We start from the raw sequence: 13,370 nt of genomic DNA on the forward strand, positions 1-13,370 counted from the left end.
CCGTACCGAGCTGCGTAGCGTGTTTAATAAAACGGCTATTGCCAAGGCTCCGCCAAATATGGAAATTCGCTTAGAAACGCTTTGTCGTTTTTAAGCGGATTAGGCACGGTTTTCGGCTCTATCGGCGCCGACGCCCACAATGCCGGATTGTTCAAGGTTTCCACGCTACAGGGTTTACCGCCGCAACCTTCCTGCATATCCAAGAACAAGGACAAAAAGCGAGTCGCTACCTGATCTTCGAAGCGCCGTCCGAACGGCCAGCTGCCGTTGGTGTCCATGTCTATCGAAGCCACGTTGGGCACAAAGATTTCAAATGTTTTCGGCGGTTTGATGTCCAAACCTTTGACGTTCCAACTGTTGTCCGGCATGTTGACTCGCTGGAAAAAGCATTTTTTCGCCCGTTTGAACGCATCCAGCGGCAAATCGTAAACTTTATAAACCGAAACCGGCGAGTCGGAATGGTCGAAACAACTTTTCAACCCCAATGCGCCGATAGACGGGCCGAAGCCCCAACCCAAATGGGCGAAGCGTTTGACATAAACCTCGGCCAATTTGACATTGTCGGCCAACTGCTTTTCGTCTTCGCGCAAATTCAAAGCGGCGTCCAGAAAGGGTACGCCGTCGACGTCGGTTTTCTTGTAATCGCTCAAGCGGTTGTTGAAACCGGCCACAGGAGACGGCATGGAATCGGCGCCACGCAATTTGGCCAGCAACGACCATTGTTTATGATCCGGTATCGCTTTGGCCTTGGCCGAAGCTTTCAGTACCCAACTTTCCCCCCAGGCCCTGACCACCCGCTCGGTTTCCGGCGTTTTGGTCAAAAACTTCAAAGGCATTTCCAGCACGATGGCGTTCACGTCGCCGCCGGCTCGCGCGTCTTGCCCGCTATAGACAAAGCGAAAATTACCGTTTTCGTCCTTGTAAAATTTGTCGCCCTTCCACTCGAAAGGCTGTTTCGGCATGTCTTTTTTGAAGTTGATACCCCAATCCGGCAGGTTTTTATCGAAATTGAAAAAGCTGTTGCCTTCCAACTCGATCAACGTTTTAGGGATTTTAGCTTCGGCCATTTTTTTGTTGGTAACCGGCAATTTGTAATATTGCGGCACGTAGTTGATGGAGCGGAAAAAGCCGGGCAAATCGTTGAAAAACGCATCGTCGCGCCCGCCGACAAAAGTTTTGACGACGAAACCGTCCGGCGTTTTCAGGTTAATGACTTTATTGGTGTCCACCACCTGCGAAAAATCGCCGCCCGGAAAACCTAAAAAGTCCACCTTGGCCTGATTGTCTTTGTTAAAGGTAACCCGAACTTCGGACGGTTTGAAGTTAATGTATTTTTTGCCGACCGCTTCGGCGTATTTCAACAGGCTGCCCAAGCCCACCTCGTCTCCCATAGCCAACGAAGCGCGCGGGTCCGGATCGAATTGAATCCTGTACAACAAATCGGTATCGAACACCCCCGTCTTAGGAACGGAAGCGAAGGTTAAAGCCACCACGACCTGCTCGCCCTGGCTCTTATCGTCGCTAGGAAAACCGAACAAGTCGTATAAATCGGCCGGACTCGGCGCAATATCGGCAAATATCGAGTTGATAGCGTTGGGATCGTTATGGTCGGCGGCCCACGCCGGAGCGGCAAGCAGGCCACAGCCTACTATCCAAGGCGTTAAACATCGCGCGAATCGACAAGTGCTTCGCATTAGTCTTCTCATAGCCGTACCCTCTTGATTGTAATTGAGTGACCGCTGTCCATACGCACCGTATGCCCGAACCGTTAGAACCACCTCCAAGATGCCGGCATAACCTCCTTGCCTAAAAGCTAGTGTGAGCTGCAGAAGTTGTCAAATACATCACATTTTTTTTCGCCGCATAAAAACATCCGTAATTTCGCCACTAGAAATACGGAAAAGGCGAATTTAATGGCCTGGCCCGAAAAGCCGCTTTTTCGACAATTTATTAGAAATACTTCTCAAATCCTTGAAATCCCGCCAATTTATTGCTCATATTATTTTTTTATTGGCAAGAGCGATATTTTTATTTGTAAAAAAAATTTTGGTCTATGCTTCACATAATCCGACACAAAATGGCTTGCCAACGAGCTTTGGCAACTCGGCTTACTGATTCATTCACCACGGATAAGCCAAGACCGCCGTGCGGCACACGCAAATCAATTCGGCACTCAAGCGACGCGATGAAAGGAGCACTTACTTTTTAAATGATCTGCCGATGGGCTAAGGCGTATCGTTGATCCGTAGGAAGGTCACGATATGCAATATAGTTTAGGTGTTAGTCATCAAGCTGTAGGCTTGCCGGCCCGCTATGAGAATCAAGCAAAAGATAACGATAAAAAATAACGGTTCCAAGCCGTAACCCGACAAAGGTGCGAAAACCAACAACAAGCGTGCCTTTGCTACTACAACCTAGACAGGAGGACGATCATGAAACCCATAGTCAAAACCGCTTTGGCCGCGCTGATAACGGCCCTAGCCATGCCTGCATATTCCATAACGCATCCGCCCTGCGGCTCCGGCGCCGGGAAAGTCAAGGACGAAGCCCTTTGCGCCAACCGTTCGGCGGATAGTTTGAAAGGTGCCGATGACGATTATTTTGTCGATATGGACTACGGCGCCAGCAAAGACCCCGAGGCCCTGGCGCGCTTGCTCGATCCTTACGTACCCGGCATCAGCCCTAAAGATGCGCACGACGCCGTGGTGCGCGGCCGCAACAACTGGATAGTCTGGACCGCCGGCAACGACAAGTTTTGGGACGGCATCAGTAAAACCAGCGTCGGCACCTTGGACTTTCTGAAAGTGCTGTCCAACCACCCGTCGCTCAAATTCAGCCGCGACAACCGCTGGGATTACCTGGGCTTGGTCAACGAACCCTGTTTCAAAAAATCCGCCGGCCCGCGTGCGGACCGCTTCGGTTTGTGGCTGGACGAGCGTAGCGCCGACTGCGCCGCCGATCCGTTCGAAGACGAGAAAAAATACCCCGGCGTAGAAATAGGCGCCCGCGGTAAAACCGTGCCGGTCGGCTCTTATTACGGCTATGCCACCGGCATCGTCGGCTTACGGCTGTTTCCGAATCCGGATTTCGACGAAAAAGCCGCTAAAGCCTGGGACCCGGAAAAGTTTTACAAAGACGAAAGTTACTACAACAACAAAGACTTGGTACGCCCGTATCGGGTAGGCATGTCTTGCGGCTTTTGCCATGTCGGGCCCAACCCCAGCAATCCGCCCAGCGATCCGGAAAACCCGAAATGGGAAAACCTGAACTCTAACCCCGGCGCCCAATATTTCTGGATAGACCGCATTTTCTCCTACGATGCCGATCCGTCCAGCTTCCCATACCAGTTGTTCCATACCTCCCGCCCCGGCGCATTGGATACCTCGCTGGTCTCCACCGACTACATCAACAACCCGCGCACCATGAACGCGGTATATAGCCTGGGCGCGCGGATGAGCAACGCCTTGAAGTTCGGTCAGGAAAAACTGGCCGGCGGCGGCCTGAACAACAAGCAGTTCAACGAACTAGGTCTGCCCGCCAGCAGTCCGCTGAACAGCTTTTTCAAAGCGCCGGCCACCGTTTGGACCCCACGGGTACTGAAAGACGGTGCCGATTCGGTCGGCGCCTTGGGCGCATTGAACCGGGTGTTCGTCAACATCGGCTTGTTCAGCGAAGAATGGACCGAGCATTTCAGGCCCTTGGTCGGCGGTAAAAAAATCAGCCCGTTCCCCATCGCTACCGCGCGCAAAAACTCGTCGTATTGGTTGGCAACTGAAGCGCAAACGCCCGACTTGGCCTTGTTCTTCCTGGCTACTGCGCAGCCGGATTATTTGAGCAAAGCGCCGGGCGGCGACAAATTTCTGAAAGCGTCGGAAGACACCATGAAACGCGGCAAAGACGTGTTTGCGGAAACCTGCGCCCGCTGTCACTCCAGCAAATTGCCGGAAAAAGCCTACAGCTTTTTCCCCAATGGCTGCGTGGGCTCGGACTACCTGGGCTGCTGGGATAAATACTGGAAATGGACCAAAACCGACGAATTCAAAACCGAGATGAAGGCCATCGTCGCCAAGGAAGATTTCCTCAAAGACAACTTCCTGTCCACCGAACTGCGCGTGCCGGTCAGCCTATTGCAAACCAACGCCTGCAGTCCTTTAGCCACCAACGGCCTGGCCAACAACATCTGGGACAACTTCACCTCGCAAAGCTACAAAGACCTGCCTTCGGTCGGCAAATACACCGTACACCACCCGATCACCGGCGCACCGTACGACTATACCTTGCCCGGCGGCGGCCGTGGCTTTACCCGTCCGGCGTCTTTGATCAGCGTGTGGTCGACCGCTCCGTATTTGCTGAACAACTCCTTGGGCAAATTCTATGCCAGCGGTTCGGTCGAAGACCGGATGAAATCCTTCGACGACTCCATTCACCAATTACTGTGGCCTGAAAAACGTAGCGGCAACCGCGACATCGTGGTCGTCGATTCCGCCAATCCGGCCGAACGCAAGGTACTGAAAGGCCAAGTCGACGTGACCACTACCACCAGCTATCTGCGCATACCCAAAGGCTATCTGCCGGACTTGCTGCAACCTTTGGTCGCGCCGTTCAGCTTGCTGAAACCCTGGGCTTTCGACAAAGAAGGCGTCGAGATCGGCCCTATTCCCAAAGGCACCCCGGTCAACCTGATCTCCAACATGGATTTGGACCCGAGCGATCCCAGACACGTGATCAAATTGATTAAAGTGCTGAAAGACGTCAAAAAAGCCTTGAAAGCCATCCCGCCCGGCGCCAGCGACGCGGAAGCCATCAAGGTATTCGACGACCGCAACATCGTCGACGACATGTTGAGCGTCAGCAAATGCCCCGATTTCGTCGTCAACCGCGGCCACTACTTCGGCACCGATTATCTGGCCGAAGAAAAAGACACGGCTTTGAACGACGCGGACAAAGAAGCCCTGATCGAGCTTTTAAAAACATTCTAAGGGAGACGCTACGATGACCAACAATGCAGAATACGATTACATCGTAGTGGGTTCGGGTGCCGGCGGCGGCACCCTGGCCGCCCGTCTGGCGGAAAACGGGCGCAAAGTGCTGGTGCTGGAAGCCGGCGGCGATCCTTTGAAAATGCAGGGCGGCGACGCGATTTCCGACGAAAACCGCTTGCCGGAAGACTACCAAGTGCCGGTGTTTCATGCCATTTCCAATGAAAACAAAGCCATGCGTTGGGATTTTTGGGTAAGGCACTGGGGCGATACCCAATTGCAACGCCGCGACGAAAAATACCGCGACGTCTGGGACGGCGAAAAAGTGGACGGCGTGCTGTATCCGCGCGCCGGCTGCCTGGGCGGCTGCACCGCGCACAACGCCATGATCACGGTCTACCCGCATAACGACGACTGGAACTACATCGCCGACTTGACCGGCGATTACAGTTGGAATGCCGACAACATGCGCGGTTATTTCGAAAAAATGGAGAACTGCCACCACCGGCTGCCGACTTACCGCTGGGCGGCTAAAGTCGGCATCAACCCTACCCGGCACGGCTTCGACGGCTGGTTGCAAACCGAAAAAGCCATCCCGCTGGAAGCCTTGGGCGACAAAACCCTGGTACAAACCCTGAAAGAATCGGTAGCGGCGGTCTGGAAAAACATCGATACCGATCCGATAGAAGGTGCGGAATGGTTCGGCGAAAGCCTGGGCGATCCCAACGACTGGCGCTTGGTGGAAAAAAATGCCACCGGCTTGCGCTACCCGCCGTTGATGACCCGCAACCATACCCGGCTCAGCACCCGCGACCGCCTGCTGGAAGTGCAGCAACAACATCCCGACAAACTGCACATCGAGTTGAACGCCTTGGTCACTCAAGTGCTGTTCGACGACGACAACCGGGCCATAGGCGTCGAGTATCAAAAAGGCGAAAAACTCTACCAAGCCCATTATGCGCCGTCGTCCGAATCCGGCGAGCTCAAACAGGTTTACGCCGGCAAAGAAGTGATTTTGTCCGGCGGCGCCTTCAACACCCCGCAACTATTGATGCTGTCCGGTATCGGCCCGAAAGCCGATCTGGAGCGCTTGCATATTAAGGTGCGGGTGGACCTGCCCGGCGTCGGCACCAACCTGCAAGACCGCTACGAGGTCGGCGTGGTCAACAAAATGAAGCAAGACTGGGAGGTGCTGAAAGGCGCGCGCTATAGCAAAGGCGATCCGCAATTCAGCGAATGGGAAAGCCAACGCAAAGGCGTGTACACCACCAACGGCGCGGTACTGGCGGTTATCAAACGTTCGTTGAAGGAGCGCAAGTTGCCGGATTTGTTCTGCTTTGCGTTGTTGGCGCGTTTTCAGGGCTACTTCCCCAACTTCTCGCAATGGATACCGGAGCTGAACTACCTGACCTGGGCGGTGCTGAAAGCCCACACCAACAACCGGGCCGGGGAAGTGAAACTGAAATCCACCGACCCGCGCGAACGGCCTTACATCAACTTCAAGTATTTCGAAGAAGGTACCGAGGACGGCGGCGAGGATTTGGAATCGGTAGTCGAGGGCGTCAAATTCGTGCGCAGCCTGACCGCGCCGCTGATTGCCGACGGCATCATCGAGGAAGAAGCTTTTCCGGGTAAAGATGTGCAAACCGACGATGAAATCCGCGACTTCATCCGCTACCAATCCTGGGGCCACCACGCCTCCTGTACTTGCCCTATCGGCAGCGACATCGACGAGTACGCGGTATTGGACAGCAAATTCCGGGTCCGCGGCGTCAAAGGCCTGCGGGTAGTGGATGCCTCGGTATTCCCGCGCATTCCCGGCTTCTTCATCGTCTGCGCCATCTACATGATCGCCGAAAAAGCCGCCGAGGTGATATTGTCGGAAGCATAAACAAACAGGTGCCAACAGAACCGGCCGGCGCGCAGTAATGTGGGTCGGCCGGTTTCAATCCCATATTTGCCATCTCCTCTTCCGGCGCGACGCCCGTTGATAAATACTGTTTTTCCTAATGGAAAATCCGGGTTAGGTTGTTAAAGCGGCTAAGCATTGGGGGGTTGGACGCATCCAGCCCCATACCAGACACAAATAGTTCGAACACGCTCAATGCGTCAGCAAACGGGAAACCAGTCCGTCCAAAGAAAATCCCCGGTTACAATACCAACCGGCCCCGCAGGCTGATTGGCTATAAAGGCCGATTCAAGCCGAACGCGGGATTCGATGCCGGACCGATTATTCAATCCGTCCGTAACGTTTGTCACAATTTCAGAGCACTTGAAACGTCAGGAACGGAATTGCAAATCCCGTCCCGCTTCGCGGCCCTGCCGATTTGTCGTAGCGCCAACATCCAAACAGCGTGACGGCGTTAAATGATTCCGTCGCGATAGTGACTCTGGAATCGACAGCCTTTCATATAAAGCATGCTTTCGATTTCAGGATGTTATCGCGACGGGATGCTTTCTTTTGGTAGGTTTCTTTACTCTACCACCTTAGAATAAGCGGTAATTTTATTTACCGGACCGGTGGGTGATTGGCCTGATTTTATGTCCCCATTTCACAATGACGAAGAAATCGGTCGTATTGCAAGCCACTTGTATCTTTAACGACGTTCAGTGAGTTTCATGAGCCCGAATTCATCCGCCGTCAAGCCGCAGCATCAGGCCGCCAACGACGGCGCCGCCTTCATCGACAAAATCCGTCCTGACAGCGGCGTTGCCGAGCCGGTTTACAAACAATTGCTGCGCCGCATCGTGCAACTGATCGAATCCGGCGAACTCGGCGACGGCTACAGCCTGCCGTCCGAGCGGGCCCTGGCCGAAGCCCTGGATTTGAGCCGTACCACGGTGCGCCGCTGCTACGAACAGTTGCGGGCGCAAGACCATATCGACACCCATGGCCGCGCCGGGGTAACGGTGAAAGCGCCGCCGCGGCGAATCGCGCCGGAAATGGGACGGTTAAAGGGCTTTACCGAAGAAATGCGCGAGCTCGGCATGCTGGCGTCCGCTCAAATCCTGGAGCAAGGCATCGTCGAAGACCGCACGATAGCCTCAATTTTCAATCGGCCGGCATCCAACCGTTTTTTAAGAATTGTGCGGCTACGCCTGGGCGACGGCAACCCGATGTCGCGCGAGGTTGCTTGGTACGATTTAACCCCGGCGCCGCTGTTGGCGCAGTGGCACGGCGAAGGTTCCGCCTATCAATTTTTACGGGAACGCTGCGGCTTGAGCTTGCAGCGCGCCGAGCAAACCATCGAAGCCGTGATCTGTAACGATGCCGAAATGGCGGTGTTCGGTTTCTCGGAACCCGGCCCCTGTTTGCTGCTGAAACGAAAAACCTATGCCGACCACGGCACGATGGTCGAATACGTCGAAGGCACCTTTCGCGGCGATGCTTATACCTATCGGATCGAACTCAAAATGCCCGGCTGATTCGGCGAATCTCCGGCGCTGGCCGGTTACTCATAAATTCAATCAACGTCTCGCTGCTCGGCAAATGCGCCAAAACTCCGTCGCGCTCGGCGACATAAGCGCCGCAAGCATTGGCCGTAAGCAAGGCTTGCTCTGCCGGGTATCGATCCTGCGCCCAAAGCCATCCGGCACTGAACGCATCGCCGGCGCCGGTGGCATCGCGGACCTCAACCAGCCAGGCCGCTACGTAAATCACTTCCTGCCGCCCCAGCGCGACGCAGCCTTGCTCTCCCAGCGTCACGATCAGCCAATCGCCTTGCCAATCGATGCCGACGGCCATAGCCGGCAGAGTATGCAACCATTGTTGCGCGGACAGTGGTGGCCGGTCGCCACAAGCAAACAGCGCCACCGCTTCGGCAGCATTTAAGATCAGGGCATCTGTAAGCGCCAGCAATTCCGGCGTCATCGGCCGCCACGGCGACGGATTCAGCAGCGTGTAAATACCCAGCCGGCGCGCGGCCGAAAACGCCGCCACGACCGGCTCCAACGGTATTTCCTGCTGGGCGTAAATGCGGCGAGGACGCGACCGGTTCAGAGCGTCCAGCACGATGGACGACGTCAAACGGTTATTGGCGCCGGGAAACACGGCAATGACGTTGCCGCCACGTGCGTCGATCAAACCGACGCCGTAGCCGGACTGTGCAGCGCAGACAACCAGCCAGCGCGTATCGACACCCATCCGCGATAAATCGGCGCTAATTTGCCGGCCGGCATTATCATCGCCGACCGGCAGCAGCAATGCCGTCTCCGTCCCCAGCTTGTGCAAAGCCACGCCTACGTTTAAACCCTTGCCGCCGTGTTCCTGCCAATAGCGTTCGGCCAACAAGGATTGCCCGGCACCGGGCAAATCCGGCAGTTGCAAGCAATTGGCCTGTACATAGCTACCTAACACCAGCGTTGGCATAACCGTTTCCTGAGGCGATTGACACTGGACTATAGCCTAAAGGCAAATCCCGGCTTTTTACACCGCTAATTTTGGTATTGTTTTGGTATCTATATGGCTTTACACTCGTTGCCGACGGTAACTGGAGGCAGCGCACCGCATTTTCCGCTTATCCAGGAGCACTCATGAATCGATTTCAATACACCACGCTGGCGTGCTTGCTAGTCGCAAGCTCTTCCGCCTGGTCTTACTCAACTTCAGTCGAAGCCGGAGCCAGCGCCGGTTTTTCGTCAGGAAACTCGCTGGATAGCGAGCTCAACCGCGATGCCCGAATTGACCATCCGTCCCTGGCTTCGGCCCTGGCAACCGCCGAAGGCTATGCCGCCAGCGCCTTTGCCTACGCCGACGCCGGCGTGCTCAAAGCCTACGCGGCAGCCAACGTCGAAAACGGCATCCTCAATTCGACCGCTAACGCCAAGTCGATCTTTAGCGACACCATCAAACTTACGGGTTCCGGCAATGCTCGATTCATTCAAATTTTGCTGAATTTTAAGGTGGAGGGCGGCATTAGCGGAATCGGCGCGGCTTCGGGCTTCGTCGAACTGAGCGGCAGCCACGGCAAAATCGACTTCACACAAAACTATTACAGTTCGCCCGCCTATAGTTGCGGCACCTGGTCCGGCGACACCGGCGCTTGCGATGGTAGCTCAATCTTCTGGGTTCCCACCAACACCGAACTGACGATTAGCGGCTTGCTGCAGGTCGGCGCAACCGCCGACGGCTACGGCGGATTGTTCGATCCGGACAAGCGGCGTGCAGTGACTGATTTCAGCCATACCGCGCTAACCTTTATCAGCGTGCTGGATCCGAATTATCAGTTGACCAGCCAAAGCGGCTACAGCTACGCCCCGGTGCCTTTGCCGCCGGCACTAGCCTTGTTCGCTGCCGGCCTGACGGCGCTGATGCCGAAACGATGGGTACGGTTTGCGTTGCGGCTGAATCGGTCCTTGGTTTAGCAGCACGAGCGGCAGTCAGCTCGGTTATGTAAACCAAAACGTCCGGCTGCTACTTATGCGCAACCGGATTAAATGAATGTTCACGCATACCGGTCGCGGTTTCGCCCCGGTAGCCGGCGTCACAAAGTGTGGCATATAACGCACTTTGGCCGGCACCTCCCGCTAACTTTCGTCGCCAACACCGCCAATGCACCGGACTATCCGTGCATCGCTCAGGCTTTCGCGGTCTGTGGCTTAAAGTTTGCTGCGGCAAAAGACGTTTCATTGCCGACTATGTCTTGTCATGACTGTGTTTCATCGCCAACCGTTGACGCAGGTGCTGGAGGAGATCAACCGCTACCGCAAGGGCCGCATCATCGCCGTCAATCCAAAGCTGGCGGGAGGCGTATTCAACAACGGCGATCCTGATGCAGTGCTGGCGGCGCTAACCGCCACGCTCAAGCCAAAGCCTTGCGGCTGCCGGGCGATTTGGTGTTGTTGTATTGATGGGATCGGTGGAAATCTCGCACAGAGAGCCGACGGATAAAATTTTTTTCGCCACTAAGGGTAAGCCCGAATTCATAGCGTCTTTGTCGGTAACAGCATCCATCGACAAAGGAGATTGACGAATGAAACTGGTTGGCGATCCATCTCTGGCTGAGTTAACTCTAGGCTTGCTGCTGTCGATGTACGGCATCACCGGCAGTATTTTGGTGTTTTATGCCGAAATCGACGAATGGCTGCGCCCGGAGCTACTGCGGGTTACTCAACCGGACAAAGGCCAATACCGGCCTTTGTCCGAAATTTTTGAAGCCGGCAAAAACGCCATGCCGCCGCAGGCTAAACATACTTTTGCGGTGTATCCGCTTGACGCTAACGCCGGAGAGCCGTAGTAGATCGGAATTATCCGCATAAAGTCCCGGTTGTTAGAGCGCTAGGTAACCATAAGATGATTTCGGCCGTAGATCGCGCAGTTGAAGCGGATCGGAAGAAAAGCCGATTAGGTATGACAAATAGACTCTTAGAACTTGCTTTTTCAAGCAGCGTCCATTCCCCAATACAGTCGGAACAACGGACCTGCGCAAGCAGCCAGGAAGAACTTTTTTCTAGCCCATTCGCTGAATCCCCTAATTTCTTTACATAGATCAAATTGGGCGGCGGGCAAATGCATTCCAATGCTTAAAGTCAAGCAACCGGCGGTGTAACCGTCCGGTTTTTCCGGCGTTAGCTGGCCCGTAAACCACTAGCCGAAGAAGCGAGGAACCAACCCTATGAAAACCTTAATTAACAGCATGATTCCCAAACGACTGCTTCCGATTGCCCGTAAGGCATATTGGACGCTGTTTGGATCGAAAAGAATTGATCTTTCGAAAGAGTATGAATCGTTGAATGCGCTGCAAGCATTAAAGTGCAAAATATCCTACAACCGATATGGCGGCTACTGCGTACCACTCTCCTCGCACCACCGCCCTGCGGCACAGAAAGTTCTTGCCAAGGCTGTATATGAACCCGACACCATCGAATATATGTTGGAAAACTGCCAAAGCGGTGATGTTGTCCATGCAGGAACTTATTTCGGTGACTTTTTACCGGCACTGGCGAAGGGCATTCCCGGAAATGCAAAAGTATGGGCATTCGAGCCCAATCCCGAGAACTACCGGTGCGCGAGAATTACCCTTGATCTTAATGGCATCGAAAACACGGTGTTAACCCATGCCGGTCTTGGAGAAAAGCAAGAAACTCGATTGATCAAAACCAGGGATGCTAACGGCCTCGCTTTGGGGGGAGCAAGCCGGATAGTTTCCGGAAACACGAGCGACGAAATAGGCACGGAGGCTGTCCGTATCGTCACGATAGATGATACGGTGGAATCAGACAGAACGGTTTCAATCATTCAACTCGATGTTGAAGGTTATGAAAAAGAGGCATTGGCGGGCGGGTTGAAAACCATAAGAAGGTGCCTCCCTATTATCATTCTTGAGGTCTTACCTAACAGTACTCTTTTAGGGAGTGAGTGGTTTTCGAACAACATTTTGAGCCTGGGCTATAAAAAAATCCAGGACTTACATGGGAACTCAGTATTCTCGTATAAGGCGGCTGACTAAAGTTTCAGCCAACAAACCAAGTTGGTATGTGGTTTTACTTTCAGTAGTCCGATTCCCCAAAATTGCAACCTTGAGATAGCCTGCCGAGTAAACGGTTGGCAATCGCCCACAATGAAGGCAGCCGAATGGCTCCGGATTTTGTGCAGATTACTATGAAAGTCATGGTGGTAACGACACATAGCCGCGATTCGCAAGGCCTCATCGCGACTATGCGTCGCTCCTACCAAACTACCTTTCATTTGCCGGGGCGATTGCCAGGCCTTCATGATCGTTAAGGGAACAAAAAGTCCAGGCAGTCGGGTAAATGTTTTTCAGGAAATCGCCTTATGCCGTTGCAACCGGCAGTGCGGTTTTATCGACCACCCGCCGCAACACGAAGCTGGAATGCACGCCGGATACGCCGGGAATGCCGGTGATGCGTTTCAGCAGCAAATCCTGATAAGCGTCCAAATCCTTGACCGCTACCTTCAACTGGTAGTCGGCGGCCTGGCCGGTGATCAGCAGGCATTCCAGCACCTGCGGAATTTCGGCGACCGCAGCCTCGAAGGCTTCGAAGCGTTCCGGGGTGTGCCTGTCCATCGAGATTTGAATCAATGCGGTCAACGATAAACCTAACGCTTTGCCGTCCAAAATCGCCCGGTAACTGCGAATCAGCCCGGCTTCTTCCAATGCTTTGACCCTGCGTAAACAGGGCGACGGCGATAATCCGATGCGGTCGGCCAAGTCTTGATTGCTGATGCGACCGTCGCTTTGCAAGATTTCCAGGATGTGCTTGTCGTATTTATCTAATTGCATACCAGGATGGCTGTTTTATTTAAGCAATAAAATTGCCTAAAACTAAAAATCTACAGATGATTATAGCTAGTTTTAGGCTAACTGCAGGATAAAACGCAATCGACTAGCGCGAACCTTGGCTTAAGCTATCCACACGATTTTATCCTTC

General features: G+C 54.1%; 10 protein-coding genes. 7 read left to right on the forward strand and 3 right to left on the reverse strand.

Annotated elements, in window-relative coordinates; all coding sequences use genetic code 11:
- Positions 1-35: 35 nt before the first annotated feature.
- The gene (locus AB0A83_RS11245) at positions 36-1,694 is read right to left on the reverse strand and encodes a DUF4331 domain-containing protein (RefSeq protein ID WP_150048430.1); all 1,659 of its coding nucleotides are present in this window, start codon (positions 1,692-1,694) and stop codon (positions 36-38) included.
- Positions 1,695-2,432: 738 nt separating this feature from the next.
- On the opposite strand from AB0A83_RS11245, the gene AB0A83_RS11250 reads away from it, so the two are divergent.
- The 3 genes from AB0A83_RS11250 to AB0A83_RS11260 all read left to right on the forward strand — a co-directional run bounded on the left by AB0A83_RS11250 (position 2,433) and on the right by AB0A83_RS11260 (position 8,405).
- Positions 2,433-4,979 carry a hypothetical protein gene (locus AB0A83_RS11250; RefSeq protein WP_150048432.1) on the forward strand — a complete coding sequence of 849 codons (2,547 nt, stop codon included), beginning with the start codon at positions 2,433-2,435 and terminating at the stop codon, positions 4,977-4,979.
- A 13-nt stretch (positions 4,980-4,992) separates the two neighbouring features.
- Positions 4,993-6,870 carry a GMC family oxidoreductase gene (locus tag AB0A83_RS11255; RefSeq protein WP_367154162.1) on the forward strand — a complete coding sequence of 626 codons (1,878 nt, stop codon included), beginning with the start codon at positions 4,993-4,995 and terminating at the stop codon, positions 6,868-6,870.
- Positions 6,871-7,598: 728 nt separating this feature from the next.
- Positions 7,599-8,405: a GntR family transcriptional regulator gene (locus AB0A83_RS11260; protein WP_150048436.1), complete on the forward strand. Its 807-nt coding sequence runs from the start codon at positions 7,599-7,601 to the stop codon at positions 8,403-8,405.
- On the opposite strand, the gene AB0A83_RS11265 is transcribed toward AB0A83_RS11260, so the two are convergent.
- Positions 8,389-9,348: a PfkB family carbohydrate kinase gene (locus tag AB0A83_RS11265; RefSeq protein WP_367154163.1), complete on the reverse strand. Its 960-nt coding sequence runs from the start codon at positions 9,346-9,348 to the stop codon at positions 8,389-8,391. The two genes, AB0A83_RS11260 and AB0A83_RS11265, sit on opposite strands and share 17 nt — an antisense overlap.
- Positions 9,349-9,512: 164 nt before the next feature.
- On the opposite strand from AB0A83_RS11265, the gene AB0A83_RS11270 reads away from it, so the two are divergent.
- The 4 genes from AB0A83_RS11270 to AB0A83_RS11285 all read left to right on the forward strand — a co-directional run bounded on the left by AB0A83_RS11270 (position 9,513) and on the right by AB0A83_RS11285 (position 12,427).
- Complete coding sequence (locus tag AB0A83_RS11270; RefSeq protein ID WP_150048440.1) at positions 9,513-10,343, forward strand: hypothetical protein; 831 nt, start codon at positions 9,513-9,515, stop codon at positions 10,341-10,343.
- Between the two features lie 283 nt (positions 10,344-10,626).
- Complete coding sequence (locus tag AB0A83_RS11275; RefSeq protein WP_367154164.1) at positions 10,627-10,869, forward strand: hypothetical protein; 243 nt, start codon at positions 10,627-10,629, stop codon at positions 10,867-10,869.
- Between the two features lie 82 nt (positions 10,870-10,951).
- Positions 10,952-11,215, forward strand: coding sequence for a PepSY domain-containing protein (locus tag AB0A83_RS11280; RefSeq protein WP_150048442.1), 264 nt, complete (start codon positions 10,952-10,954; stop codon positions 11,213-11,215).
- A gap of 378 nt (positions 11,216-11,593) precedes the next feature.
- Positions 11,594-12,427, forward strand: a complete 834-nt coding sequence (locus tag AB0A83_RS11285) for an FkbM family methyltransferase (RefSeq protein WP_367154165.1) — start codon at positions 11,594-11,596, stop codon at positions 12,425-12,427.
- Positions 12,428-12,751: 324 nt separating this feature from the next.
- Here the strand turns inward: AB0A83_RS11285 and AB0A83_RS11290 are convergent, their stop codons facing one another.
- Positions 12,752-13,222 (reverse strand): Lrp/AsnC family transcriptional regulator, encoded by a 471-nt coding sequence (locus tag AB0A83_RS11290; RefSeq protein ID WP_150048446.1) that lies wholly within the window; start codon positions 13,220-13,222, stop codon positions 12,752-12,754.
- Positions 13,223-13,370: the final 148 nt, after the last annotated feature.

This window comes from Methylomonas sp. HYX-M1 (assembly GCF_040741385.1).
In the GTDB taxonomy this organism is placed as follows: domain Bacteria; phylum Pseudomonadota; class Gammaproteobacteria; order Methylococcales; family Methylomonadaceae; genus Methylomonas; species Methylomonas rhizoryzae.